The sequence below is a fragment of the Mesorhizobium sp. M0166 genome (assembly GCF_040322255.1).
Lineage (GTDB): Bacteria > Pseudomonadota > Alphaproteobacteria > Rhizobiales > Rhizobiaceae > Mesorhizobium.
On the sequence record NZ_JAMYTD010000006.1, the window covers coordinates 1 to 24209 of the forward strand.

26 protein-coding genes and 1 pseudogene are annotated in these 24209 nt (G+C 62.1%); 14 read left to right on the forward strand and 13 right to left on the reverse strand.

Features of this window, described 5'->3' with window-relative positions:
- Positions 1 to 183 precede the first annotated feature (183 nt).
- Positions 184 to 564, reverse strand: a complete 381-nt coding sequence (locus tag NKJ46_RS09600) for a YciI family protein (RefSeq protein WP_352664363.1) — start codon at positions 562 to 564, stop codon at positions 184 to 186.
- Positions 565 to 599: 35 nt separating this feature from the next.
- Complete coding sequence (locus NKJ46_RS09605) at positions 600 to 1784, reverse strand: pyridoxal phosphate-dependent aminotransferase (RefSeq protein ID WP_352664364.1); 1185 nt, start codon at positions 1782 to 1784, stop codon at positions 600 to 602.
- Positions 1785 to 1867: 83 nt separating this feature from the next.
- Here NKJ46_RS09605 and NKJ46_RS09610 point away from each other — a divergent pair, with 83 nt between their 5' ends.
- From NKJ46_RS09610 to denD, 4 genes are all read left to right on the forward strand, one after another.
- Positions 1868 to 2554: a GNAT family N-acetyltransferase gene (locus tag NKJ46_RS09610; RefSeq protein WP_352664366.1), complete on the forward strand. Its 687-nt coding sequence runs from the start codon at positions 1868 to 1870 to the stop codon at positions 2552 to 2554.
- A 114-nt stretch (positions 2555 to 2668) separates the two neighbouring features.
- On the forward strand, positions 2669 to 3652 hold the full coding sequence (locus NKJ46_RS09615) for a cation diffusion facilitator family transporter (RefSeq protein ID WP_352664367.1): 984 nt from the start codon (positions 2669 to 2671) through the stop codon (positions 3650 to 3652).
- A 62-nt stretch (positions 3653 to 3714) separates the two neighbouring features.
- Positions 3715 to 3921 carry a hypothetical protein gene (locus NKJ46_RS09620; RefSeq protein ID WP_352448198.1) on the forward strand — a complete coding sequence of 69 codons (207 nt, stop codon included), beginning with the start codon at positions 3715 to 3717 and terminating at the stop codon, positions 3919 to 3921.
- A gap of 1 nt (position 3922) precedes the next feature.
- A complete protein-coding gene (gene denD / locus NKJ46_RS09625) occupies positions 3923 to 4900 on the forward strand; it encodes a D-erythronate dehydrogenase (protein ID WP_352664369.1) in 978 nt (325 codons plus the stop codon).
- Positions 4901 to 4924: 24 nt separating this feature from the next.
- Here denD and NKJ46_RS09630 read toward each other — a convergent pair whose 3' ends face one another.
- The 4 genes from NKJ46_RS09630 to NKJ46_RS09645 all read right to left on the reverse strand — a co-directional run bounded on the left by NKJ46_RS09630 (position 4925) and on the right by NKJ46_RS09645 (position 8931).
- Positions 4925 to 6079: a nickel/cobalt transporter gene (locus NKJ46_RS09630; RefSeq protein ID WP_352664756.1), complete on the reverse strand. Its 1155-nt coding sequence runs from the start codon at positions 6077 to 6079 to the stop codon at positions 4925 to 4927.
- The gene (locus NKJ46_RS09635; protein WP_352664371.1) at positions 6076 to 6744 is read right to left on the reverse strand and encodes a DUF1007 family protein; all 669 of its coding nucleotides are present in this window, start codon (positions 6742 to 6744) and stop codon (positions 6076 to 6078) included. Before NKJ46_RS09635 ends, NKJ46_RS09630 begins: the two co-directional genes overlap by 4 nt.
- An 86-nt stretch (positions 6745 to 6830) precedes the next feature.
- Positions 6831 to 7730, reverse strand: a complete 900-nt coding sequence (locus NKJ46_RS09640; RefSeq protein WP_352664373.1) for a LysR family transcriptional regulator — start codon at positions 7728 to 7730, stop codon at positions 6831 to 6833.
- A gap of 1 nt (position 7731) precedes the next feature.
- Positions 7732 to 8931: an amidase gene (locus NKJ46_RS09645; RefSeq protein ID WP_352664375.1), complete on the reverse strand. Its 1200-nt coding sequence runs from the start codon at positions 8929 to 8931 to the stop codon at positions 7732 to 7734.
- A gap of 563 nt (positions 8932 to 9494) precedes the next feature.
- On the opposite strand from NKJ46_RS09645, the gene odc2 reads away from it, so the two are divergent.
- Complete coding sequence (odc2, locus tag NKJ46_RS09650; protein WP_352664377.1) at positions 9495 to 10628, forward strand: ornithine/lysine decarboxylase; 1134 nt, start codon at positions 9495 to 9497, stop codon at positions 10626 to 10628.
- A 95-nt stretch (positions 10629 to 10723) separates the two neighbouring features.
- Entirely contained in the window at positions 10724 to 11326 is a 603-nt protein-coding gene (locus NKJ46_RS09655) for a GNAT family N-acetyltransferase (protein ID WP_352664379.1), read from the forward strand.
- Between the two features lie 50 nt (positions 11327 to 11376).
- Here the strand turns inward: NKJ46_RS09655 and NKJ46_RS09660 are convergent, their stop codons facing one another.
- Positions 11377 to 11661 (reverse strand): SCP2 sterol-binding domain-containing protein, encoded by a 285-nt coding sequence (locus NKJ46_RS09660; protein WP_352664381.1) that lies wholly within the window; start codon positions 11659 to 11661, stop codon positions 11377 to 11379.
- Positions 11662 to 12009: 348 nt separating this feature from the next.
- Here NKJ46_RS09660 and NKJ46_RS09665 point away from each other — a divergent pair, with 348 nt between their 5' ends.
- Complete coding sequence (locus NKJ46_RS09665) at positions 12010 to 13743, forward strand: chloride channel protein (protein ID WP_352664383.1); 1734 nt, start codon at positions 12010 to 12012, stop codon at positions 13741 to 13743.
- A gap of 56 nt (positions 13744 to 13799) precedes the next feature.
- On the opposite strand, the gene NKJ46_RS09670 is transcribed toward NKJ46_RS09665, so the two are convergent.
- Positions 13800 to 14810 carry a nucleoside recognition domain-containing protein gene (locus tag NKJ46_RS09670; protein ID WP_352664385.1) on the reverse strand — a complete coding sequence of 337 codons (1011 nt, stop codon included), beginning with the start codon at positions 14808 to 14810 and terminating at the stop codon, positions 13800 to 13802.
- A 118-nt stretch (positions 14811 to 14928) separates the two neighbouring features.
- Here NKJ46_RS09670 and NKJ46_RS09675 point away from each other — a divergent pair, with 118 nt between their 5' ends.
- The gene (locus tag NKJ46_RS09675) at positions 14929 to 15381 is read left to right on the forward strand and encodes an Lrp/AsnC family transcriptional regulator (RefSeq protein ID WP_352664387.1); all 453 of its coding nucleotides are present in this window, start codon (positions 14929 to 14931) and stop codon (positions 15379 to 15381) included.
- Positions 15382 to 15509: 128 nt separating this feature from the next.
- Here NKJ46_RS09675 and NKJ46_RS09680 read toward each other — a convergent pair.
- Positions 15510 to 15698 (reverse strand): annotated as a pseudogene (locus NKJ46_RS09680) (VOC family protein); the annotation flags it as partial.
- A gap of 191 nt (positions 15699 to 15889) precedes the next feature.
- Here NKJ46_RS09680 and NKJ46_RS34735 point away from each other — a divergent pair.
- Positions 15890 to 16108, forward strand: coding sequence for a hypothetical protein (locus tag NKJ46_RS34735; RefSeq protein WP_502903378.1), 219 nt, complete (start codon positions 15890 to 15892; stop codon positions 16106 to 16108).
- 160 nt (positions 16109 to 16268) lie between these two features.
- Here NKJ46_RS34735 and NKJ46_RS09690 read toward each other — a convergent pair whose 3' ends face one another.
- From NKJ46_RS09690 to NKJ46_RS09700, 3 genes are all read right to left on the reverse strand, one after another.
- Entirely contained in the window at positions 16269 to 17147 is an 879-nt protein-coding gene (locus tag NKJ46_RS09690) for a GlxA family transcriptional regulator (protein ID WP_352664389.1), read from the reverse strand.
- Between the two features lie 314 nt (positions 17148 to 17461).
- Positions 17462 to 18175, reverse strand: a complete 714-nt coding sequence (locus NKJ46_RS09695; protein ID WP_352664391.1) for a haloacid dehalogenase type II — start codon at positions 18173 to 18175, stop codon at positions 17462 to 17464.
- A 28-nt stretch (positions 18176 to 18203) separates the two neighbouring features.
- The gene (locus tag NKJ46_RS09700) at positions 18204 to 18965 is read right to left on the reverse strand and encodes a class II aldolase/adducin family protein (RefSeq protein ID WP_352664393.1); all 762 of its coding nucleotides are present in this window, start codon (positions 18963 to 18965) and stop codon (positions 18204 to 18206) included.
- Positions 18966 to 19096: 131 nt separating this feature from the next.
- On the opposite strand from NKJ46_RS09700, the gene NKJ46_RS09705 reads away from it, so the two are divergent.
- Positions 19097 to 19996 (forward strand): LysR substrate-binding domain-containing protein, encoded by a 900-nt coding sequence (locus NKJ46_RS09705; protein ID WP_352664395.1) that lies wholly within the window; start codon positions 19097 to 19099, stop codon positions 19994 to 19996.
- A 161-nt stretch (positions 19997 to 20157) separates the two neighbouring features.
- Here NKJ46_RS09705 and NKJ46_RS09710 read toward each other — a convergent pair whose 3' ends face one another.
- On the reverse strand, positions 20158 to 20586 hold the full coding sequence (locus NKJ46_RS09710) for a YybH family protein (RefSeq protein ID WP_352664397.1): 429 nt from the start codon (positions 20584 to 20586) through the stop codon (positions 20158 to 20160).
- A gap of 192 nt (positions 20587 to 20778) precedes the next feature.
- On the opposite strand from NKJ46_RS09710, the gene NKJ46_RS09715 reads away from it, so the two are divergent.
- The 4 genes from NKJ46_RS09715 (at position 20779) to NKJ46_RS09730 (ending at position 23985) form a co-directional block, all read left to right on the forward strand.
- Positions 20779 to 21438, forward strand: coding sequence for a L,D-transpeptidase (locus NKJ46_RS09715; protein ID WP_352664399.1), 660 nt, complete (start codon positions 20779 to 20781; stop codon positions 21436 to 21438).
- 10 nt (positions 21439 to 21448) lie between these two features.
- Complete coding sequence (locus tag NKJ46_RS09720) at positions 21449 to 21961, forward strand: OmpA family protein (protein ID WP_352664401.1); 513 nt, start codon at positions 21449 to 21451, stop codon at positions 21959 to 21961.
- A gap of 382 nt (positions 21962 to 22343) precedes the next feature.
- A complete protein-coding gene (locus tag NKJ46_RS09725) occupies positions 22344 to 22766 on the forward strand; it encodes a DOPA 4,5-dioxygenase family protein (protein WP_352664403.1) in 423 nt (140 codons plus the stop codon).
- A gap of 202 nt (positions 22767 to 22968) precedes the next feature.
- Positions 22969 to 23985 carry an aminopeptidase gene (locus NKJ46_RS09730; protein WP_352664758.1) on the forward strand — a complete coding sequence of 339 codons (1017 nt, stop codon included), beginning with the start codon at positions 22969 to 22971 and terminating at the stop codon, positions 23983 to 23985.
- The last annotated feature ends 224 nt before the right edge of the window (positions 23986 to 24209 follow it).

Genomic DNA, 24209 nt, shown 5'->3' on the forward strand with positions numbered 1-24209 from the left:
CGAGTTCATCTGCAAGGCATGGGCTTCCCAGCCCGAGCGCTTCACTCTCAATCCGCTCCAGCAAATGCCGGGACTAAACATCTAGAACGGTTCGTCGTTTCACAAACGCTGAACCGCTCTAGCTTTTTTGTTTTGACGCATGTCGTTATCGCAAAACCGCTGCACACTTTTGCGCGACATGCATTAGGGCCGCGTGACCGGAAGCGGCACGCCGGGAAGATAGAGCGAAATCGGGCGGATTTCGTAGACCGCGGTCGGATTGACGCGGCGAAGATCGCGCGCAATGTCGATAGCGGCGTCACGGTTGGCGCAGTCGACGACATAGAGCCCCAGCAATTGTTCCTTGGTCTCGGCGAAGGGGCCGTCGATAATCATTCCGGTGCCTGGCCCGCGCAAGGTACAGGCGTCCTGTGTCGCGCCGAGCCGGGCCGCCGGCCCAAGGGTGCCTTGCCGGTAGAGCCGATCGTTGATCTGGAGAAGATCGGTCATCAGCGCCGCATCCTGCTCAGGCGTCAGTGCCGTAATCGCTTCTTCCTCGTGATAGGCAAGAATGGCATAGAACATCTGGCGTCTCCTTTCGTCCGTCGTGTACCTCGTCCTCACTTGGCCAGGAACGCCTCGATCCGCTCCAGCGCGCGCAGGATGTTCTCCTCGGAATTGGCGTAGGACAGCCTGACATAGCCTTCGCCGAGAATGCCGAAGTCGGGGCCGCCGATCAGCGCCACGCCGGCATCCTCGAGCAGCGCCGAGGCGAGCTTCTTGGCCTTCCAGCCGGTTTTGGAAATATTGGGGAAGGCATAGAAAGCACCTTTCGGCGTGATGCAGGAAATGCCGGGCAAGGCATTCAGCCCCTCGACCACGACCTTCCTGCGGCGGTCGAAGGCGCGCATCATCCTGTCGACGTCGTCCTGCGGGCCGTCGATGGCGGCTATGCCGGCATACTGGCTCGGCGCGTTGACGCAGGACCAGCAATTGACCGCCAGCTTGCGCACCTTGTCGTAGAGATGCGCGCCCTTGTCACCGTTCGGCCAGATCGACCAGCCCATGCGCCAGCCGGTCATCGCCCAGGTCTTCGACCAGCCGTTGAGCACGATCAGCCGATCACGGATTTCGGGGAAGGTGAGCAGCGAACAATGCGTCTCGCCGTCATAGGTCATCACGTCGTAGATCTCGTCGGAGAGGATGGCGACGTCCGGGTGTGCTTGCAGCCCTTGGACCAGCTTCTCGATCTCGGCGCGAGGCGTGACGCCGCCGGTCGGATTGGCGGGCGAGTTGAGGATCAGCAGCCTGGTCTTCGGGCTGATCAGCGCCAGTGTCTCCTCGGCGGAAAAGGCGAAGCCGTTCTCCTCGCGCATCGGCACCGGGATGGGGGCAGCGCCGGTGAACTCGATCATCGAGCGGTAGATCGGAAAGCCCGGATCGGGATAGAGAATTTCGGCGCCCGGCTCGCCGAACATCAGGATCGCCGCGAACATGGTCGGCTTGCCGCCGGGCAGGATCATCACCGCTTCCGGCGAGACTTCGACGCCGGTGGTGGCCAGTGTGCGGCGGACCACCGCTTCGCGCGTCGCCAGCAGGCCGTTGGCCGGCGTATAGCCGTGATGGCCGTCGCGCAGCGCCTTGATCGCGGCCTCGACGATGTGCTGCGGCGTCTTGAAGTCGGGCTGGCCGATGCCGAGATTGACGATATCGCGGCCCTGATGGGCAAGTGCCGTGGCACGCGCCAGCACCGCGAATGCATTTTCCTCGCCGAGGCGGTCGAAGGCCGAAATCGTGTGGAGCATTTTTCTTGTCCGTGTGGTTCTTTCAGCGAGCGTGCGTTTTTGTGAGCGTCCGCCCGCAAAAGTCAAACGGATTGGAGTTTTCGGTGTCGGAAAATCTCAAGAATTGGCAACCGCGCCCGCGGCCCGAACGCAAGGTGCTGGAAGGGCGCACTGTCAGGCTGGAGCCGCTCAAGGCCGAAAAGCACGGCGACGGCCTGTTCGAGGCCTCGTCGGTGGCCGATGCCGGCGATCGCTTCGCCTGGCTGTTCGACTACCCGCCCCAGACCCGCGCTGCCTTCCAGCCGTGGCTGGACAAGGCCGAAGCCAGCGATGACCCGCTGTTCTTTACCGTCATCGACAAGGCCAGCGGCAAGGTCGCCGGGCGCCAGACGCTGATGCGCATCGACGCCGCCTACGGTGTCATCGAGATCGGCAACATCTATTGGGGCCCGCTGATCTCGCGCAAGCCGGCGGCGACGGAAGCGCAGTTTCTGTTCATGAAGTACCTCTTCGACGAGCTTGGCTACCGCCGTTACGAATGGAAATGCAACAATCGCAACGAGCCGTCGAAGCGCGCGGCGGAACGTTTCGGCTTCAAGTTCGAGGGCATTTTCCGTCAGCATCTTGTGGTCAAGGGCGAAAACCGCGATACCGCGTGGTATTCGATCATCGACAAGGAATGGCCTGATCTGCGCAGAGCCTATGAGGCGTGGCTCGATCCGGCCAATTTCGACAGCGATGGCCAGCAGAGGCGGCGGCTCGAGGATTTTCGCGCTGAGTTCGGCGCCTGACCATGATCCCGAAAAGTGGACGCCGGTTTTCGGATAAGATCATGGTCAAACAAGAAGACAGAGCCTCCATCCCGATTCTGCCGGGATGGATCAGGCTTTAGCAGAGGCTCGTAGATGGCGCATACCCACGACCACGCTTCGCAAGGGCATGACGACAGCCATGGCGCAGGGCATGTGCACGGCTCGACCGACAAGAAGCGCGTGCTGATCGCTGCCTGCCTGACCGCCGGCTTCATGGTTGCGGAGACGCTGGGCGCCATCTTCACCGGCTCACTGGCGCTGCTGGCGGATGCCGGCCATATGCTTGCCGATTGCGTCGCGCTCGGCCTTGCCTGGTATGCCTTTCATCTTGCGAGCCGGCCGGCGACCGTGCGCCTCACCTATGGTTTCGGCCGGGTCAAGACGCTGGTCGCCTACACCAACGGCATCGCCATCTTCGCCATCGCGCTGTGGATCGTCTACGAGGCTTGGGGCCGCTTGCAAGCGCCGGCTCCGGTGCTCGGCGGGCCGATGCTGGTCGTGGCGATCGCCGGCCTGCTGGTCAATCTCGGCTCGTTCTACGTGCTGCATGGCGGCGACCGCGGCAGCCTGAATATGCGCGGTGCCATCCTGCACGTGCTCGGCGACCTGCTCGGCTCGGCGGCGGCGATCGTCGCGGCGCTGGTGATCCTGGCGACGGGCTGGACGCCAATCGACCCGATCCTGTCGATTCTGGTCTCGCTGCTGATCCTGTCCACGGCCTGGTCGCTGATGCGCGAGGCAGCGCACGTCCTGCTCGAGGGCGTGCCGGTAAGCCTCGACCGCGACCTGATCGCGAGGGACATCGAAGGCTCGGTCAAGGGCGTGCGTGAGGTGCATCACATGCATGTCTGGTCGCTCGATGGCTCCAGCAACATGGCGACGTTGCATGCCTGCCTCAATGACGGCGTCGATGCGCATATGGCGGTCAGCGCGATCAAGAAACGGCTTGCGGCGGAACATGGCATAGCCCATGCCACCGTCGAACCGGAATTCGGCCAATGTGCAGACAGCCATGAGCATGATGACGAGCACGATCATGCGCATGACACGGCACCGCACCGCGGCCATTATCACTGACTTCGGGAGTTCTGGGTATTGGCAACGATCGACATGAACTCCTGCCACCTTCGGACCACGTGATGGACCGCGACACCCGCAATGCGGCGATCGGCGCCGCCTGGGTTTTGCTGCTGTTCGGCATCGCGGCCTATTATCTTCCAACCGTGATGCTGGCCGTCGGCAAGGTCTCGACGGTGCTAGCCGGCGTCGTCGCCGCGATCTTCATGGTGGCAATCTTCGTCGTGTTCTGGCTGCGTAGCCGCAGCCAGCGCAAAAAAGGAAAATGACATGCGCATTCTGATTACCGGCGCGGCAGGCATGGTCGGCCGCAAGCTCATCGCCAGGCTGGCCAAGGACGGGACGCTCGGCGGCCGCAAGATCGCCGCGCTCGACCTTCACGACATCGTGCCGCCGCAGGCGCCCGCCCTCGACGGCGTCAGCATCAGCGTCCACACCGGCGACCTTGCCGCGCCGGGCGCGACGGCAGATCTGGTCGCGCCGCGGCCCGACGTGATCTTCCATCTCGCCGGCGTGGTCTCGGGTGAGGCGGAGGCCAATTTCGATCTCGGCTACCGCGTCAATCTCGACGGCACAAGGGCGCTGTTCGATGCCATCCGGCTGGCGGCATTTGCGCCGCGCCTCGTCTTCACCTCGTCGATCGCCGTGTTTGGCGCGCCGTTTCCCGACATCATTCCGGACGAGTTCCACCCGACGCCGCTGACCTCCTACGGCACGCAGAAGCTGATCGGCGAGGCGCTGCTTGCCGACTATACCAGGCGCGGCTTCTTCGACGGCATCGGCATCAGGCTGCCGACCATCTGCGTCAGGCCGGGAAAGCCGAACAAGGCGGCCTCAGGGTTCTTCTCCGGTATCATCCGCGAGCCGCTGAGCGGCCATGAAGCGATCCTGCCGGTGCCGCGCTCGGTCGTCCACACACACGCCAGCCCGCGTTCGGCGGTGAATTTCCTCATCCATGCGGCGCAGATCGACGGCGCCGCCGTCGGGCCGCGCCGCAACCTGACGATGCCGGGCGTCGCCGTCACTGTCGGCGAACAGATCGAAGCGCTGGAACGCGTCGCCGGCGCCAAGGCGGTGAAACTGATCCGCGAGGAGCCCGACGAGACGATCTGGGCGATCGTCAAGGGCTGGCCGACACGCTTCGAGGCGCGGCGCTCGAGGGAGCTTGGCTTTGCCGCCGAAACGAGCTTCGACGACATCATCCGCGTCCATATCGAGGACGAGTTGGGTGGCAAGATCCCTAGTTAAGCGCCCTGATCGGACGCAACGAGGTCAGGCGCCAGTCAGGCTGGCCGAAAGCAGCAGCAGTCCGAACAGGAAGACGAAGGCGGCGCCGCCGATCTCGACGAAGGAATGGATTCGATTGCCCATGCGGCCATCGCCGGCGAAATACACCGCCCAGTTCTTCGCGGTTACTGCAAGCGTCGCCAGGGCCGAGACGGTGATTGCGGTGCCGAGCGCCATAGCCAGCACCGACAGGATGCCGCCGAACCACAGGCCGTTGAGCAACGCAAAGCTCAGCACGATCAGCGCGCCGGAACAGGGGCGGATACCGACGGCAGCCACCGCCGACCAGGCCGTGCGCCAATCGAAGCGATCGCCGGAAAGCAGCGCCGGGTCGGGCGCATGCGAGTGCCCGCAGGTCTCGCAGATCTCGCCCGCCGCGTGGCTGTGGTGGTCGTGCGCAGCATGGGTATGATCGTGGGCGCCGTGATCGTGATGGTCATGCGCATGATCATGGTGGTCATGCGCATGAAGCGCGTGCGAATGTGCCGCATGGGCATGCGCGGAATGTGAATGGCCGGCATGTGAATGGCCGGCATGGGCAGCCGAGAGGCTGTAGCCGGGGCTTGCCCCGAACAGGCGCAGGATGGCCGGACCGGCCTTGCGCCACAGCAGCCAGGCGCCGAACAGAGTGACGAAGACATAGCTCATGATTTCGAGGAACCATGCGGCGTCGGTCATCGACACAGCAGTGCCGCGCAGCACGAAGTAGGCCACCAGCATCACCACGATCGCGGTCAGCGCCTGCAGCAGGGCCGAGACGAAGGACAACATGATGCCGCGCCGGAGCGCCACTTCATTGGCCACCATGTAGGACGAGATCACCGCCTTGCCGTGACCGGGGCCGGCGGCGTGGAAAATGCCATAGGCAAAGGACAGGCCGATGAGCAGCCACAACTTGCTGCCGTCCTGGCGCATCGCCTTCATCGCGCCGGCCAACGCATGATAGAATTCCTGCTGGCGCAGATTGATCCACATCAGGATGTGGGCGAACGGACCGGTGGCGGTTGGAGCCATGCCGTCATTGGTGCCGATGCCGAGTGAGCTCTGGGCGTGGGCGGAGCCGAGAAAGTGCGTCATCACAAAGGCGACGGCCAGAAGACCGACTGCCAAACGCAGGGGCGGTTTGCTCACTGGATCTATCCTTCCGGCTGACAGGTCAGTTCAAGCTTGGTGGCAAAGATCTTGCTCATGTCGGTGCCTGTCGGATCGTTGAAGAAGGCCTCGGTCAGGGTCTTCTGGTTCTGGGCGATCGCCTCGTCCGGGTTGGGGCGGACGACCTTGCTGGTGCAGGTCGTCGGCAAGCCATCGACCTGCAGATTGGCATCCTCGGTAAAATCGATCGCGGTGTAGAAGGTCGGGTCGTAGACGCCGATATCTATCTTGCCGCTCAGTTTGATCGGCACCTTCGGTTCAGATTCAAACAGGATGATCAACTGGTCATTGTCGAAATTGGCCATCAAATGCGGCGGCGGGGTCATTGCCACGTCCTTGCCGTCGACGGTGACGAGCTGGAAATAGTTGAATTCGGCAAGCGAGGCATGGACGGTGTCGGCGACATCCTTCAGCTCCTTGTCATCGAGTTTCAGGTCGGAATTCTTGTCGAACTCCATCATCACCGTGCTCGAAAACAAATCATCGAAGCGCCAGACATGGCGCAATGCCTTCACAGTTTGGTGATCCGGGCTAAGGACCACTTCGAGGCGGGCTTCAGCGAAGACGTGGGGATGCACCTCAGCCGGTCCGACGGCGGCAAACGTCGCGGTCAGGGCCGAAGCCAGCATGATTGCTTGCCGTTTCAGGTGCATTCTCGGTCGCGATTCAATCGGCTTCGGTAAATTGCCGACAGTTACCAGAAAGCGGGCGAAAATGGGACCGCAACGCGACTGAACGCTCATGTGTTGTCCAGCGTCTTGAACCACTGCACCAGGAAGTCGACGAAAACGCGAACTTTTGCAGGCAGATAGCGCCGGTGCGGATAGACGGCAAAAATGCCGCCGCCGGGCAGGATGCGGTCGTCCAGCACAGTCACCAGCTTGCCGTTTTCGATGTCGGGCGCGGCGATGAAATCCGGCAGGACGGAAAACCCCAATCCCGCGACGGCGGCCGCCCTTGCCGCCATCGGGCTGTTGACCTCGATCGGGCCGGAAACCGAAACGCTCACCGTATCGCCGCCGTCGCCCTTGAACGGCCAGTTGGTGAGCCAGCGGCCATTGGTATCGATGATGCAAGGCACGCGGGCAAGGTCTTGCGGCCTGACCGGCATGCCATGCTTGGCGATCAGTTCGGGAGACGCGCAAAGCCGTACCGAAAACGGGGCCAGGCGTCTGGCGATCAGCGAGGAACTTTCCAGCCGCGAAATGCGCACCGCGAGATCGAAACCCTCCTCGACCAGATCGACGAAACGGTCATCGAGATGGATGTCGAGCACGATGTCGGGATGCTGCTTGGCGAAATCGATCAGAGACTGGCCGATCGGCGCGTCGGCAAAGGTGCGCGGCGCGGACAGCTTGATCCTGCCGCGCACGTCGCCGGAGGATTCGCGCACCGCATCGGCAAGGCTATCGACCTCGCGCACGATCTCCGAGGCGCGGCGGTAATAGGTGTGGCCGGCCTCGGTCAGGGAAAACTGCCTGGTGGTGCGGTTGAGCAGCAGCGCGCCGAGCTCGTCCTCCAACTCGCGCACATATTTCGACAACAGCGCCTTCGAGCGGCCGATCTTGCGCGCCGCCGCCGAAAAGCCTTCGGCCTCGACCACGTCGATGAAGGCGCGCATGCGGGTCAGCGTATCCATGTCATGCGCCTCCTTGGTGGGCCGAAAGGATGCGGGCGGCCAGCGCAATCAGCTGCCGGTCGCTGTTCTTCGGGCCGAGCAGCGAAAGGCCGAACGGCGCCCCGCCGGTCTTGCCGAGCGGCAGCGTGATTTGCGGAAAACCGGACAGGCCGGAAAGGCATAGCAGTCTCAGCGCGCGCTCGCGATAGGTCTGCAAATCGTCGAATGACGCCGCCTTGAGCGGCGCGGCACCCGGAACGGTCGGAAGCACAAGAACGCCGTCCTCGCCAAGCAGGCCGGCAAGCTCGAGGCGAAACGAAACGCGACGTTCCGTTTCACGTTGCGCGGTTGCCGCGTCGACGGTCGCGCCGTGCTCGAAACGCTCCTTGACACCGGGTCCCAGCATGCGGTCGCCGCCGGCGATCCAGGCGCCGTGATTTTGCCAGGCTTCATAGCCCTGCAGCTTGCGGAAGCACCAATAGAGATCGTCGGTCGAATGAGACAGCGGGCCGACGCTGCGCGGCGCGCCCAGCACCGAAGCGACGCTGCGGAGCATGGCGCGATATTCGTCGGCCTCGTGCGGGCCAGGCACGAGGCCGTCCAGCGCAGCGAGGGCGACGGGGCGTCTCAGTTCGTGGGAATGCGGATCGTCGCCGAGCAGCACCGTGCCGACCTTTTCGTAGGTGACGATATCCTTGGCGAACCAGCCGAACGTGTCCAGCGAAGGCGCCAGCGGCATGGCTCCGTCGAGCGGGATGCGGCCATGCGTCGTCCTCAGGCCGACCAGGCCGCAGAAGCTTGCCGGCGCACGGATCGAGCCGCCGGTGTCGGAGCCGGTGGCGATATCGGCGAGCCCGCCGGCGACTGCCGCGGCAGAACCGGAGGACGAGCCGCCGGTGACGCGATCGGGTGCCGCCGGATTGACCGGCGACGGGAAATGCGCGTTCAATCCCAGCAGGGAAAACGCCAGCTCGTCGGTCTGCGTCTTGCCGACGAAACGCGCACCCGAATCAAGCAGCGCCTGGACGGCCGGCGCGGTCGCCATGGCCGGCGAAGCCTCCCGGTATTTCTGCGGATTGCCGCAACCGGTGCGGTAGCCGGCGACGTCGAAGATGTCCTTGACGGCAAGCCGCAAGCCGGCAAGCGGGCCGGATTTCGTATTGGCTACAGGGGTTTGATCAAGGTCGAGAAAAGCGTTCAGCGGGCCGCGAGTGCCTGTCATGCGTTCGATATCCGGATGTGCTTGCCGCAGCATTGTTCTTCTGGTTGCCGCAGCATTGTTCGATGCCACAAATTTTACAACCTGCCATACGATTTTTATTGATTGTGAAATCTTTCGATCTTATATCGCGCTTGCCCAAAGTCGCACGTGCCTGTGGGTGTCCGCCGATCCTCGAATGGTGAGGGCAATCGGTAAGGTAACTGGAGCCAACCCCTCCAGTCGGTTTAGCGGCCAACCGCCAACCGAGGACACCTTGAAGCAACGACGGTGCGGGCCTTTCTGGTGTTCTGCCGGTCGTCCAAAGACCGGGGTTACTGAAGAGGCACACCTTCATTGCCGGCAGTGCGGACGGGTCTCCCATCCAAGCCAAGGCAGACAAAGCGAACCGAGGCCGGGCAAGGCCAAGGTTCACCGCCGCGAGACGGCGCTTCATGGTTCCGGGGTCTCCACCGGCTGGTTCCATGGATTTCCGTCCCGCCTTTGTCCACCGCGTGTTCGCGAGGCCGAGAGCCCGCGTCCGCAAGCCTTTGTGCGCGCCGAAAGGCGCTGATGGAGAGACCCCGATGGCTACCCAGCGCATCCTTGACTTTCTCGCCACCCGACGTCCGAACGGCCCGTGCCTTGTCGTCGACCTCGATGTCGTGCGCGACAATTTCCGCGCCTTCGAGAAGGCACTTCCCGATTCCAAGATCTACTATGCGGTGAAAGCAAATCCGGCGCCGGAAATCCTGCGCCTGCTTGCTGCGATGGGCTCGTCCTTCGACACCGCTTCCGTTGCCGAAGTCGAGATGGCGATGGACGCCGGTGCGCCGGCGGACCGCATCTCCTTCGGCAACACCATCAAGAAGGAGCGCGACATCCAGCGCGCCTACCAGCTCGGCATCAAGCTGTTTGCGGTGGACTGCGTCGAGGAGGTCGAGAAGATCGCCCGCGTCGCTCCCGGCGCCCGCGTGTTCTGCCGCGTCCTGACCGACGGCGAGGGCGCCGAATGGCCGCTGTCGCGCAAGTTCGGCTGTGTGCCGGCGATGGCGGTCGATGTGCTGCGCCATGCCAAGGCGCTCGGCCTCGACGCCCATGGCGTGTCGTTCCATGTCGGCTCGCAGCAGACCGACCTGACCGCCTGGGACCGCGCGCTCGCCGACGCCAAAAAGGTGTTCGCGACGCTCGCCGACGAAGGCATCGTGCTGAAGATGGTCAATATGGGCGGCGGCTTCCCGACCCGCTATCTCAGGGATGTGCCGGTGGCGCAGGCCTACGGCCAGGCGATCTTCTCGGCGCTCAGGAAGCATTTCGGCAACGCCATCCCCGAGACGATCATCGAGCCGGGCCGCGGCATGGTTGGCAATGCCGGCGTCATCAAGTCGGAGGTCGTGCTGATCTCGAAGAAGGCCGACAACGACAATGTGCGCTGGGTGTTCCTCGACATCGGCAAGTTCGGCGGTCTCGCCGAGACCATGGACGAGGCGATCCGCTATCCGATCGTCACCGCGCATGACGGCACCGAGACCGCGCCTTGCGTGCTCGCCGGCCCGACCTGCGATTCGGCCGACGTGATGTACGAAAAGACGCCGTACCCGCTGCCCCTTTCGCTGACCATCGGCGACGAGGTGCTGATCGAGGGCACCGGCGCCTACACGACGACCTACGCCTCGGTCGCCTTCAACGGCTTCGAACCTCTCCGATCCTACGTGATCTGACGGTTCGAAAGAACCGATCAGATCATCCCGAGGTGGGCGCCTGTCGCCCACCCGGGCTCGCCTGTGGAACAATCCGCTCGTGAAGGATCGCGGAAATGGACGTTTTGGATTTCATTGTTGAAGGCGCCGCGGGAATCTCCCCTTCGAAGGGGGAGATTACCGGCGCTTTTGTCATCACCGCCGAAACCGCCGCCGACGTTGGCGCGCGCGAGGCTTTGCTCGATCGCGCCATGGGGCCGAAGCGCCGGAAGAAGTCGTCGGAAAAGCTGCGGCGCGGCCGCCGGCCTTCGGAGGGATTGGCCTTTGTCGCGCGCGATGCGTCGGGCACTGTTGCCGGCACCGTGCGGCTGTGGGACGTGGTGCTGGGCGAAGGCGGCAAGGCAGCGCTGCTGCTCGGCCCGCTTGCGGTCGACCCGGCGCTGAAAAATGCCGGCATCGGCTCGGCGCTGATGCGCCAAGCGGTCACTGAGGCCGAGCGGCTTGGCCATGCGGCGATCCTGCTGGTCGGCGACGCCCCCTATTACGAGCGCTTCGGGTTTTCGGCCGCAAAGACCGGCTCGCTGGCTATGCCGGGGCCTTACGAGCGGCACCGCCTGCTGGCGCGGGAACTGGTTGTCGGCGCGCTCGACGGCGCGCAAGGCACGCTGAAGGCGGCCGGGCGCAAACTGAAGGCGCAGAGACTGCCGCTCGCTGCCTGATGGTTCGAAACAAGCCGCCGATCGCGGCGGCTTGTTTCGCCTTAACTGGATCAGCCGATCAACTGGCTGAGCGCCATGGCGACTGTCATGTCGCCTTCGACCTTTATCTTGCCGGACATGAAGGCCATGGTCGGGTTGAGATCGCCTGATATCAGCGAGTCCAAATCGTCGAGTGACAGCTTTATCGTGCAATCGGCCGGCGCATCGGTGGTCGAGACATCGGCGCCGTCGATGACGATGACGCCGTCGCTGCCGGTGTCGAATTTCACGGAGCGATCGAACCCGGCGCTCGCCACGCGCGACCTGATGTTGTCGGCAATCTCCTGAACGCTCATGGCGGTTCTCCTCGTCTGGTTGCGTTTGTCGCGCCTCGACGCTTCGACCTGGGGCGCTTCGACCTGGCCGAAGCCGCTTGCCTGGTTTTACAGCCACGGCCGCCGGCGCATATAGCTTCGGGTTGACGTTTACGTCAACGCAGTTCCCCGAGCCGAACATGGGCTTTATCGCCGCAGCATCACGCGGGCATGACAGCTCGGCGGCCGGCATGTTGCCATGCGGTGCCGCCGGGCGTATCAGGCACCCACGAATATCGGCGAGCCGCCCCGGTGCTTTCCAGAAACGAACCGCCCAGAAACGAACCGCCCAGAAACGGACCGCAAGTCTATGCCCGCCGGTTGCGCGCGGTGCTGATCCGATCGATCCCGCTGCTCGAGGCGCGCGGCATCGCCGTCGTCATTCTGGCGGCTTTGGTCGGGGTGATGGCGGGTGCGCTGGTCACCGGCATGAGCGGACTGGTGCAGGTCCTGCATGGGCTTATGTTCGGCGTTCAGCCCGGCGGTCGGCTTTCAGCGATGTTTTCGCTGCAAAGGCCGGAGCAGGCGCTGATACCGGCGATCGGCGGCATCCTGCTCGGGCTGACGGTGATCTGGCTGAGAAAGCGGAAGTTCCGCACGTCGGTCGATCCGATCGAAGCCAACGCGCTTTATGGCGGCCGCATGTCGCTGACCGACACCTTCATCATCGCCGGGCAGACGATGATCTCGAGCGGCTTCGGCGCTTCGGTCGGGCTCGAGGCCGGTTATACGCAGGTGGGTTCGGGCCTGGCGTCGCGGCTGGCGCGCTTGTTCGGGCTGCGCCGCAACGATGTCCGCATCCTGGTCGGCTGCGGTGCCGCCGGCGCGATCGCCGCCGCCTTCGACGCGCCGCTGACCGGCGCCTTCTACGGTTTCGAGCTGGTCATCGGCATCTACTCGGTCGCCAATGTCGCGCCGGTTATGGCCGCCGCGATCTCGGCCTCGCTGACCGCCGAGGTGTTCGGCGGCGTGCCGTTTCCGCTGGAACTCGCCGGCCTGCCGGCGCTGACGGTCAGCCAGTATTTGCCTTTCATGCTGCTCGGGCTTCTGGGCGGCGGTGCTTCCATCGCCATCATGCATCTGGTGAGCCTGATCGAGCGCGTCTTTGCCCGGCTGTCGATCGACGCCTCGCTGCGCCCAGCCATCGGCGGTGTAATGGTCGGGCTGCTGGGGCTGGTCACGCCGCAGGTCCTGTCCAGCGGCCACGGCGCGCTGCACCGCGAATTCGCGATGAATTACGGGCTGGCCGTAGTGGCCAGCGTCTTCGTGCTGAAGCTGGCGGCCTCGGCGATCTCGCTCGGCTCCGGCTTCCGCGGCGGCCTGTTCTTTGCCTCGCTGTTCCTCGGCGCACTGCTCGGCAAAATGTTTGCCGGCGCGATGGCGTTCGTCTCGCCGGCGACCGGCATCGACCCGGCCGTCGCCGCCGTCGTCGGCATGACCTCGCTCGCCGTCGGCGTCGTCGGCGGCCCGTTGACGATGACCTTCCTGGCGCTGGAATCGACCCGCGACCTGACGCTGACCGGCGTGGTGCTGGCCGCCTCGCTGATGGCGGCGATCCTGGTGCGCGAAACGTTTGGCTATTCCTTCTCGACATGGCGCTTTCACTTGCGCGGCGAAACCATCCGCAGCGCGCATGATGTCGGCTGGATGCGCAGCCTGACTGTCGGCTCGATGATGCGAAAGGATGTCCGCACCATCGACGCCTCGACGACGCTTGCGGAATTCCGCAAGCAGGTGCCGCTCGGTGCCTCGCAGCGCGTCATCGCGGTCGACGCCGACCTGCATTATGTCGGCGTGCTGATCGTCGCCGAATTGCACAGCCATTTGTCGGATGACGAGATGCCGGTTAAGTCCTTCGCCAAATTCAGGGATGCGGTGCTGGTGCCGAGCATGAACGTGCAGTCGGCGGCCGAGACCTTCCAGCGCGCCGGCGCCGAGGAATTGGCGGTGGTCGAGGATTTCACCGACCGCAAGGTGGTCGGTTTGCTGACCGAAGGCCATCTGATGCGGCGCTATGCCGAAGAACTCGACAAGGCGCGGCGCGATCTGTCGGGCGAGGGGTAGCCGCGTCCTGTGCCGATAGCGATGCGAGACACATGTCGGCTGCTGCGTAAGGAGGGCTACGTCAACGGCCCGCCAATCGCCGGCTCCGAAATCCGATTGCGCGAGCCGTCTTCTTCCTTGTGGGAGAGTGTCTTGAAGAAAAGAGCGTCGGGAACCGCCTTGATTACTTTTGCGATCACGGCGGTCGCGAGCACGGCAAACGCCAGGCGACCGAGAAGCACGCTCGTAACATCGGCGCCAAGTGCGACAACGACCAACGTATCCTCAACGAGGCTATGGGCAAAACCCATGAACACGCAGGCGAGGAATATCTGGCGCGGCTCCGCGCTAGGCGTGCGCGCCTCACGGATCAGCAGTCCTGCGCCATAGGAAATCCCGAGAAACAGGCCGACAGCCGCGAAAGGTACCGTCTGCCTTTCGATGCCGGCGAGCCGAAAGAGCGGTGCAAGCCCTCTGTTCATCCACTCCAAAATGCCCGACATCCTGAGAAGCTCGATCACCCAGCTCAGCGCAAGCAGAACGACGAGCATGATGCCCAGAGTTTTGAACGTACCCAGGAGAAAGCCGCCCCAGCCGGTGCTTTCATTCGCCGGCATCCACGCCGGCTTCACCGGTCCTGACAGCCATCCGGTCACGGCGAGTATCTGATGCAGAAGGACAGCAAAGACCAAACCCCCGCCAATACGAAGCGCCGCGGTGACCAGGAAGCTCGGCCCGGCCTTCTGGATGATGCGTTGCTCGATCGGAATGGCATGTGCAAACAGCAAGAGAGCCGAAAGAACCGTCATGTCGGCAGTGCTGAGCGCCGAAACCGGAACCAAGGTGAATACGATCACAAGCGCGCCCCAGATCCCGACCAGCAATCCCGTCAGCCAGGCAAAGGCGAGTTCAGGTGGCAACCCCACCTGCAACATGAGCGGGGAGAAGAACGGTGAAATCGCCTGGATGACGCCAAGGTCCTGCAGGAGCCGCGTGGCTATCGCAACCGGAACGATCACGCGAACCAGTTCCCAATAGATTTCAAGCGTTTCCAATGTCTTGCGATAGAAGGCGGCGCAAATTGCCATCATGCTGCTCCATCATCCCTGGAGCCATCTGCGTAACCTGAGACGCTTCGCATTTGTGGTCAAAGTTTGCGATTCCGTGCAATAAAATTGCAATACAGCGAGGATGAGTGCGACCGATATGGACAAGATCGACAGAAGGCTTCTTAACCTGCTCCAGGATGATGCGTCACGAACGAACGCCAAACTGGCGGGGTTAGTCGGGCTTTCCCCTTCGAGCTGCCTGCGCCGCATACGACGACTGAAGAAAAGCGGCGTCATCAGCCGCGTTGTCGCGCTTCTCGCACCGGCAAAGGCTGGCCGGGGCTTGAAGGCGATCGTCACCGTCGAACTGGAGCGTCATGGCGAGCAGTATATGCGGGACTTTCTCGAGTTGGCCGCTCAGGAACCGGCCGTCACTCAGGCCTACAGCGTGAGCGGCGAAACCGACGCCGTCCTCATGCTCCGCCTGACGGATATCGAAGAGTTCGATGCGCTATGCGAGCGACTGTTCCGAGACCAAAGCAACGTCGCGCGATACCAAACGATGTTCGTGATCCGAACGGCCAAAGAAGTGACCGCAATTCCACTGTAGTGTTCGGGTTGCGATAGACTTGCTAGTCCGTGAATTCGTAAACGAGCATTGCCAGTTCTGTAACACGGCTGTTCTTCTCGCATCGCGGAGGGTCGCAAAGATGCCGGCTGCTGGGCTGGCACTATCTCTGGGCCAGCAAAAAGCAGCAGATGCCCGTCCGGGTCCTTGACGATGAAATCTCGCGCGCCCCACGGCTCGCTGTTGAGGGGCTGCAAGAAGGGCACGCCGGCGGCTTGAAACTCGAGAAAAAGCTGCTTGATTTCTTCCGCCGTAGCGACGGTGAGCGAGGCGGAGAGTAGTTGCTCGCGTTCTCGTAGCCCCGGATCGATCACAGCACCGCCAAAGTGGTCCCGGCTAATAAGGGCTATGTCTTGACTCAAACTCTGCCAAAGACAACGTTCGGCAGGTCGATACGCAATCGGTGGTGCTGTCGTTCGACTCGCTGCTGGTGCCGAACGTGTAATCGGCGGCCGAGACCTTCCAGCGCGCCGGCGCCGAGGAATTGGCGGTGGTCGAGGATTTCACCGACCGCAAGGTGGTCGGTTTGCTGACCGAAGGCCATCTGATGCAGCGCTATGCCGAAGAACTCGACAAGGCGCGGCGCGATCTGTCGGGCGGGGGAGAGCCAACGTCTGGATACGAGCCGACGTTGACCTTCGCAGACCGAATCCTGAGTGGCTGCTTGCGCCTCATATCGGCCGCTCAGCATCCCCTCGCCATTGCCTGAAAGCGGACGTTGTCGACAGCGAAGTTCCGTTCGAGGGTACGCACTCGGTCTCAACTAATCGGGCGACTGCTGCCAGTTGAATTGCCTTGGCCCGTTCCATTTGCCGCTGGCCGCCAGGTCCAGCAGAGTTCCACGGCATAGGGCCTCGACCGTCAGCGATTCAGCTGGCAAGTATCATTCTGTCATTTTGCGGCATCAAGCTCGGCGGAAAAGAGCTAGTTCGGCTGATGCGTGTCTTCTGCGGTGTGCGACCATACGCCTCTCGGTATACCTTCGAAAAATGCGATGCCGATACAAATCCGCACGCGACAGCGATATCGACAATCGGCAGTTTCGTCTGAACAATGAGCCCATCGGCATGCTCAAGTCTCAAATTCATGTAGTACCTAGCCGGCGAACAGCTGAACTCATTTCGGAACAACCGCTCAAGCTGCCGACGCGAGAGACGAGTAGCGGCAGCCAAAGTGCCCATTGCAATCGGATCTGCGAGATTTTCTTCCATCCTCCGAACAACATGCAGTACCACCTCGTTACATGGCCCTAGCCGTTTTGACAGAGGCAACCTCTGCCGAGCTGTTGCCCCCCGAATCTGGTCGGCGACGAGATGTTGACATACCCGCGCAAACACATCCTCCCCGAAGTCTCGGCCGATGATGCAGGCCATCATGTCTATCGAAGAGGCGCCTCCCGCCGAGGTGTAAATGTCTCCATCGATCTCGTAGATACCCAGACTGACGTTAACCCAAGTGTTATGTTCAACGAACGCGGGAAAATTCCGCCAATGAATGACGCATCTGCGGCCTTCAAGCAGGCCTGCCGTTGTTAGCACCTGAGCGCCGGAGGATAGCGCAGCGAGAACAACGCCGCGATGACTGCATTCTCGCAGCCACGCATCCACTGCACGATCGCGATACCTGTCAACATTAGGACCTGAGCAGACAATCACTTTGTCTGGACGCTTGCCGCCAACCAGGTAGGATCTCGCGATAAATCGAATTGACCGTCTGAATATCCAGACCGCAGCTTGCCCTGACGTCACTCCCGTCTGCAGAGAGAAGCCTCCAGCTGTAAGCCTCGTAGCCCAACACCAGGTTCGTAAGGCGGAACACCTCAAGCGCGCCTCCGAACGACAGAATATCGAACTCCGGTACCAGATAAAAAACTACATCTCGGGGTACGATGTTTAAGTTGGCCACAGTTTCCCCTGGCATTTAGGTCAGTTGGCCTTTGTCTAAGCTCGACATCGATGTCGGCAGCATCCGGTGTCCGTTGCGGCGGCAACAGGACTAGCTCGTCGACCGATCGATGAGCTGGAGCCGGACGGCCAACTTGGAAGGGACGCATACTGCGTGGCTATTGGAGCATGTCGGCGAGTTCGAGCAGGTTCTTCGCTTTGTAGTCCCAGCCGTCCTGTGCCTTCTGGTTACCTACCTTGGATGGGTCTTCAGCATTGGCGCGAACGATGTAGGCGGTCTTCAATCCGCAACGACGGGCCGCTTCCAGGTCGTAGTCATGCGCCGCCACCAGCATGGCATTCTCCGGCTGGACCTCGAGCAACTCGCAGGCCCGCAGGTAGACCTGCGGCATGGGCTTATAAGCCTGAGACATATCGGCGCCGACGATAAAATCCCACGGCAGATTGTTGAATTTCGACAGGTTCACCAGAAGGCGGGCGTGTCCATCGGACAGCGGAGCGACGATAAAACGTGACTTCAAGCGAGAGAGACCATCGCCCAGGTCCGGCCAGGCCTTCAGGCGGTGCCAAGACAGATTGAGGTCTTCAAGTTCCTCCGGTGGCAACGATGCAGAGGACAAGCCGAATTCCTCGAGGCTGGCAACGAGATTTTCTCTGTTTACCTGATCGAGGGAAACGAATGATCGCTTACCTGCCCGGATCGGGTCGACCGAAGCGTCGTAGCGTCCTACCCACGCGTCGGCAAAACGAGCAGGGTCTATGCGGCCAAGGTTGTGGCGTTTCAGAAACTCTCCGACCTCGGCCGTGATGCTGCAACGCCAGTCGACCGTCGTCCCCAGGACGTCAAAGAACAGAACTTCAATATTACGCACGTTTTCTCCTTTTGCCCTGAATTTAGGATTAGTCGCGATATGAGGAGTCGGTTTTGTCCAACTGCCGCTTCAGATAGTCGAAGTGTGCGAATGCCTGGTCATTGTAGGGAAGCCAGCCATCGGCTGTCTTCTGGGCGAGGTCTTCGGACATGACATTCAGAGGCTCGCCAGTTGAATATGCGAGCACAAGGATCTTGGCCGCGCGCTCTACGAAATAGAGGTCTTCAAAAGCCTCGGCGACTGTTCGGCCCGTGACGGTGACACCATGGTTGCCCATGATGATGACGCTCTTGTTGCCGAAAGCCGCCGCCAAGCGCTGCCCTTCGGCGGCATCGTCAGCAATACCGCCGAAGCCGAGATCAAAGCCGAGCTTGCCAAAGAAACGGGCCGTGTTCTGGTCGACAGGCTTCATGTCAGGATCTTTCAGGCTGGCTAGCGCCGTCGTATACGGCGGATGGCAATGCAGCATAACCCTGACTTCCGGGCGCGCGCCGTGCACGGAACCGTGGATTGTCCACGCGGAAGGATCTGGAGCGTCAGGCCGAGTCATCACCTCGCTGTCGCCAGCGTTAAGAACCAAGAGATCGCTCGCCCGAATCTCCCCGAAGTGCCGCCAGCGTGGGTTCATGAGAAATTTCTTCCCGTCAGCGGAAAGTGCGGCACTGAAATGATTTCCCACCGATTCATGCCAATCGAACTGAGCTGCCAGACGAAAAGCTGCAGCAAGATCGACCCGGAGCGACTGTGTCTCTTCCGCAGTCAGTTCGGAGGGATGGGGATGGGCGTTCATGAACTCGCTCTGGTTAAGGTGTGCTTATATTGTGACGGTGGATCGGCCCTCGCTAGTTGCGATAATTGCGTTATTTGATTAGGTTTGGAAGATCTGAAAGTCTAATCTGACATAAGCAAGGGATTATGATATTGCGTCGACATCTCCCTCCCCTCCGGCTTCTGACAGCCTTTGAAACCGTGGTTCGTGCCGGCGGTGTCCAGAGCGCGGCGGCGGAGTTGAATGTCACGCAACCCGCCGTCAGCCAAGCACTTCGGAATCTCGAGGACCACATCGGCACGAAGCTGCTCGATCGACGGATGCGTCCTTCTGTGTTGACAGACGCAGGCCGGGTTCTGCTTCACGCAGTTTCGGACGGAATGGACCGGATCGAGAGCGCAATCGGAAAAATTAGAGCATTAGAGCGAAGCGAGCAGAACGTCGTTACGATCGCTTGCACCGTCTGTACTGGCACATATTGGCTAATGCCACGTTTGGCGACGTTCTACACTCGACACCCCGACATTGTTGTACGGGTTGTACCAACATCCGGCAGCCCGCAGTTTACGCCCGAAGCCGACCTGGTGATTCGCTATGGGGCGGGCGACTGGCTTGATGGCAAATGCGAACCGCTGTTCGATGAGCGCTTGATCCCAGTCTGTAGCCCGAAGGCCGTTGAACGGCTCGGCTCTGGCAATTTCGCGCGAGCTACCCTCCTCCACGTTAACGCCGACGAGGAATTTTCGCCCGGCTGGGACGAATATTTCGATGCGGTCGGTCTACCGCATGACCGGGAAGGAGATCTCTCATTTGACAACCACGTTCAGGCAACTCAGGCTGCGCTAGCAGGGATGGGAGTGATGCTCGGATGGATTGCGAACACCGGTGACCTTGTCCGGGAAGAGCGGTTGGTGATCTTCCGTAATCAGTCCATCATTCCCGGTGGCGCCTACTACTTAATGAGCCCGTTGCAGAGCCCGAGCAAGCCCGCGTCTGAAGTATTGGCGTCTCACCTGCGGACTTGCGTGGCCGCCTCGCAAATACGGTCATGAGCTGAATGGCCGCTTTTGCCAACTAGATGCTCGAAAGCCGCCAATCTGCTTACGGCCCCAAGGCTGACTGTCAGCAACGGGCCGCCAAATCGACCGTTCACCTACGAACCCTTGCCGCGTGAAAGCCGACATCCCTGTTGAGGACGTTAGGCGTTCCGGAACTACGGCAAGAGATCCGTCACAGCGCGCCCACTTCCGTCCATTGCCATAGGGAAGCTGGCATGTTCGTGGATGATTTTCCAAGAACCGGCGATGCGCCTTAGCACGATGGTTCGCCGGCTCCAGGAGTCGACCTTTGTGCCATCGGTCTTAATGCCAGTCATGCGCGACAGCCCGAAGGCCACTGCAAGATCGCCGTCGATCATGAGCTGCGGGTCAGCAATGTGAACGGTGACGCCGTTGCGCCAAGTTGCAAACCAAGCATTTATCCCTTCGATGTCGCGTGCCTGTTCGCCTCGATAGGCAAGCGGCGGCGGCAGATCGAAAACCACGACATCCGGGTCCATGGCATCGACGTTGGCGCGGGCGTCCCCCTTGGCAGTTGCGTCTTCCTGGCCCCGGATGACAGACAAGACTTCCTTTTCAGACATATCGTTGCTCCTTCATTTTCTGGAACGACGCGGCCGGGGCGATCAATCCGACATCGTCACCATTCGTAACGAATATGGCCGGTCCTAGCTTTCCGCTTTCGGCGGACTGAAGCAACGCAGCATTTTCCACTTTGAGGCGAAATAATTCTCAACTATGGTTCGCCAGGCTTTAGGCATGGGGGGATATTGCCGATGGTTTTGTCACGCAGGGGTGTCGTGCTTGGCGGCCTGGCGCTGGTCGCGGTGGGTGCAACCAGCAATATTGCTCAAGCCGCGGCGGCAAAATCCTTTTTCGCCGGTACCGCCAGCGACAACAATTTTGTCTATCGCAAGACCAACTTCGCCAAGATCGACAAGAGATGGCATCGCCAGATCGTCAAGTATTTCAGCAGCGAGCCGGTCGGCACCGTCGTGGTCGATACCCGCCACCACTTCCTCTACGTCATCATGGAAAACAAGACCGCCATCCGCTACGGCGTCGGCGTCGGCAAGGACGGCTTCAAATGGTACGGCCGCGCGACGATCGACCGCCGCGCGCTCTGGCCGGAATGGGTCCCGCCCCCCGAAATGCGTAAGCGCAGGCCGGACCTACCACCCATGATCGCAGGCGGCGCGTCCAACAATCCGCTCGGGCCGCGCGCGCTCTATCTGCACCGCGACGGCGCCGACACCGGCTACCGCCTGCATGGCACGCTGGAGCCATGGAGCATCGGCACCGACGCTTCCAGCGGCTGCATCCGCATGTTTCCGGAAGACATCATCGACCTCTACCAGCGCTGCCCGATCGGCACCGCGGTGCAGGTCCTGCCGCACATCGCCGACCAGGCGCCCGCTTCCACCACTGTCGAATGATTGGCGCCTCATGAACCGCATGATTGAAAACACGCGCCGGCTACTCGCCGCCGGCCTGCTGGTGTTGGTCGCATCCTGCTCGACCAGCAACACGCTGGCCCCTTCCACGCCCGACGTCACCAACACCGAGGTTGCCGGCTTCCAGAACGTGCAGCCGGGCAGCGAGGAGGATTTTATCCTCAATGTCGGCCGCCGCACCTATTTCACGCAAGGTTCGGCCGCGCTCGATTCTGTCGCCAAGGCCACCCTCGACACCCAGATCGCCTGGTTAGCAAAGCATCCGCGCTGGCTGCTCAAGCTGCAGGGTTTCGCCGACGATCCCGGCGCAAGTGAAACGGCGCTGTCGCAGCAGCGCGCCGATGCGGTGATGGACTATCTCGCCGCCGGCGGCATAGACCGCAACCGCATGTGGGCCAAGGGCTACGGCAAGGACAGGCTCGTCCGCGAGTGCCCCGACACCGCCTGCAGGTCGCAGAACCGCCGCGTTGTGTCTAATTTGCGCGATGTGAGGGACGAGCCGTAGGGGGCTGCTGTTTTGCCTGTCACCAAATCAGTGTCTCACACCCGACGGCGGCATGGCTGCTTTGCGCCTCATCTCGGACATTGAGACCAGCGTCGCTGGGCGCTCAGAACGGACCCTCGCTATCCAGAAGCGGAACTCGATGGACCAGCAAGCCGACGAGCAAGCGCGCCGAGCCGCAGACGCGCTCGGCCGAAATGCCTAGCACCTGGTCAGATCGGTTGGGTGCTAGCCAGTTTCTTGGCCATCGCCAGGGAGGGCGGCGTCGACCAGGTGACGGTGCGCGAGGCCGGCAAAACGGCCGGGGTGTCGGGAGTGCCGTTCCGGCATTTTCCGACCAAGACCACCCTGATGACCGCCGCGATAGGCATCGAAGGAGAGCATTATGGTGAACGAAGACGCCGCCAGTCCAAGGCCGCTTTCGGAAATTGCCAGTTATCACGCGCATATCTACTATGATGGGCCGGCCGAGCGGCAGCATGCCGAATGGCTGCGCCTGCGCATCGGCGAGCGTTTCCGCGTGCGCCTGGGCAACTGGCGCGACGAGCCGGTCGGCCCGCACGAGCAGGCCATGCACCAGGTCTCCTTCGCCACCGGGGTTTTCGCTACCCTCGTTCCGTGGCTGATGCTCAACCATGGCGGCCTGAGCATCCTCATCCACCCCAACACCACCAACCCCAAGCGCGACCATCTGGTCGACCCGATCTGGATCGGGCGGGCGTTGGGGGTGCATGGGGAGGTGCTTGGCGAGGACGATGAAGCGGAGGAGGCGCTGGAGGTGAATACGGAGCCGACGCTGGGGGCTTAGGGGGCAATCGCGTAGCCGGCAGCGGCCGGAGTGGGGGAGCGCATATGCGATTGTCTGGGCGGGCGAATGAGCGCGGTAACTTGAGGTCGGTGTCTGCTTGACGAAAATCGGTGCGCCTGTGAGAGCAAGAGCTCCTTTGGCGAGACAAGCAAGCGGTGGGCAAACGGTGAGGCGCGTTCTTCGAATACTGGCCGCGCTGACCATGGCGTTCGGGGTGAGCGGCTGCACCAGCATCTCCTACTACGCGCAGTCGCTGGAAGGTCATGTACAGATCATGGCGGCGCGCAAAAATGTTGGAAAACTGATCCGCGACCCTTCGACGCCTCAGGCATTGCGCAGCAAGCTGACGTCGGCGAGCGCCATAAGACGGTTTGCGACAGATGAACTGTCACTGCCCGACAACAGCAGCTATCGCAGCTATGTCGACATTCACCGGGACGCTGTGACATGGGCCGTTTTTGCCGCGCCGCAATTCTCCCTCACGCCGCGCACATGGTGCTTTCCGGTTTTCGGCTGTGTTCCCTACCGGGGTTACTTTTCCCGGAAATCCGCGACGCAAAGCGCTGTCGAGCTTCAGAGACAGGGGCTGGACGTCTTTGTCACCGGCATCACCGCCTATTCCACACTGGGCTGGTCCAGCGACCCGCTGCTCAGCACCATGCTCCGTCAGGACGACACCTATCTCGCCAGCCTGATCTTCCATGAATTGGCGCATCAGCGCCTCTATGTGACTGGCGATTCCGCATTCAACGAGGCTTTCGCGGTTGCCGTCGAAACCACCGGCACAAGGAAATGGCTCCGCGCCGCCGGCGATCGGGCCGGGTTGCGCCGCTACGAAGCCGCCCGCAAGCGCAGTGCCGATTTTCTCGGGCTGGTGGCGAAGGCGCGCGAAGAGCTGGCCCAGGTCTATGGAAGTCCCCGTACCCCGCGGCAGATGGCTGCCGCCAAGGCGGCCACGATCAACAGGCTGCGGATGCGCTACCGGCACATGCGCGACAAAGGCTGGGCCGGATACCGGGGCTATGACGCCTGGTTCGATGCGCCGATTAACAACGCCAAGCTTGCCGCGACTTCCGTCTACGGCGAGCAGGTTCCGGCATTTCTTCACCTGTTCGACCTGTGTTCCGGCGACTATCCAAGGTTCTACGCGTCTGTTCGAAGGATTGCGGACAAACCGTCCCGCGCCGAAGCGCTGAAGGCTATGGAGAGCTGTGATTGAGGTGAACAGGCATGGGGGCTGAGCATCTACCACCGCGACCATCTAGTCGACCCGATCTGGATCGGGCGGGCGTTGGGGTGCATGGCGAGGTGCTGGGTGAGGAGGATGAGGCGGAAGAGGCGCTGGAGGTGAATACCGAGCCGACGATGGGGGCTTAGGGGATGCCGATCCTGCAAGCTTTGTCGGTCCATCGCCGCTTGTATTAACAAACGAGGCCCGATGCC

Excerpts from the sequence above, each read along its gene's own strand:
- NKJ46_RS09710 (WP_352664397.1), bottom strand. The coding sequence starts at position 20,586 with ATGTCTGAAAAGGAAGTCTTGTCTGTCATCCGGGGCCAGGAAGACGCA.
- NKJ46_RS09725 (WP_352664403.1), top strand. The coding sequence starts at position 22,344 with ATGGTGAACGAAGACGCCGCCAGTCCAAGGCCGCTTTCGGAAATTGCC.
- NKJ46_RS09675 (WP_352664387.1), top strand. The coding sequence starts at position 14,929 with ATGGACAAGATCGACAGAAGGCTTCTTAACCTGCTCCAGGATGATGCG.
- NKJ46_RS09635 (WP_352664371.1), bottom strand. The coding sequence starts at position 6,744 with ATGCACCTGAAACGGCAAGCAATCATGCTGGCTTCGGCCCTGACCGCG.
- NKJ46_RS09715 (WP_352664399.1), top strand. The coding sequence starts at position 20,779 with ATGGTTTTGTCACGCAGGGGTGTCGTGCTTGGCGGCCTGGCGCTGGTC.
- NKJ46_RS09600 (WP_352664363.1), bottom strand. The coding sequence starts at position 564 with ATGTTCTATGCCATTCTTGCCTATCACGAGGAAGAAGCGATTACGGCA.
- NKJ46_RS09640 (WP_352664373.1), bottom strand. The coding sequence starts at position 7,730 with ATGGATACGCTGACCCGCATGCGCGCCTTCATCGACGTGGTCGAGGCC.
- NKJ46_RS09720 (WP_352664401.1), top strand. The coding sequence starts at position 21,449 with ATGAACCGCATGATTGAAAACACGCGCCGGCTACTCGCCGCCGGCCTG.
- NKJ46_RS09670 (WP_352664385.1), bottom strand. The coding sequence starts at position 14,810 with ATGGCAATTTGCGCCGCCTTCTATCGCAAGACATTGGAAACGCTTGAA.
- denD (WP_352664369.1), top strand. The coding sequence starts at position 3,923 with ATGCGCATTCTGATTACCGGCGCGGCAGGCATGGTCGGCCGCAAGCTC.
- NKJ46_RS09700 (WP_352664393.1), bottom strand. The coding sequence starts at position 18,965 with ATGAACGCCCATCCCCATCCCTCCGAACTGACTGCGGAAGAGACACAG.
- NKJ46_RS09620 (WP_352448198.1), top strand. The coding sequence starts at position 3,715 with ATGGACCGCGACACCCGCAATGCGGCGATCGGCGCCGCCTGGGTTTTG.
- NKJ46_RS09645 (WP_352664375.1), bottom strand. The coding sequence starts at position 8,931 with ATGACAGGCACTCGCGGCCCGCTGAACGCTTTTCTCGACCTTGATCAA.
- NKJ46_RS09730 (WP_352664758.1), top strand. The coding sequence starts at position 22,969 with ATGGCGTTCGGGGTGAGCGGCTGCACCAGCATCTCCTACTACGCGCAG.
- NKJ46_RS09660 (WP_352664381.1), bottom strand. The coding sequence starts at position 11,661 with ATGAGCGTTCAGGAGATTGCCGACAACATCAGGTCGCGCGTGGCGAGC.
- odc2 (WP_352664377.1), top strand. The coding sequence starts at position 9,495 with ATGGCTACCCAGCGCATCCTTGACTTTCTCGCCACCCGACGTCCGAAC.
- NKJ46_RS09655 (WP_352664379.1), top strand. The coding sequence starts at position 10,724 with ATGGACGTTTTGGATTTCATTGTTGAAGGCGCCGCGGGAATCTCCCCT.
- NKJ46_RS09605 (WP_352664364.1), bottom strand. The coding sequence starts at position 1,784 with ATGCTCCACACGATTTCGGCCTTCGACCGCCTCGGCGAGGAAAATGCA.
- NKJ46_RS09615 (WP_352664367.1), top strand. The coding sequence starts at position 2,669 with ATGGCGCATACCCACGACCACGCTTCGCAAGGGCATGACGACAGCCAT.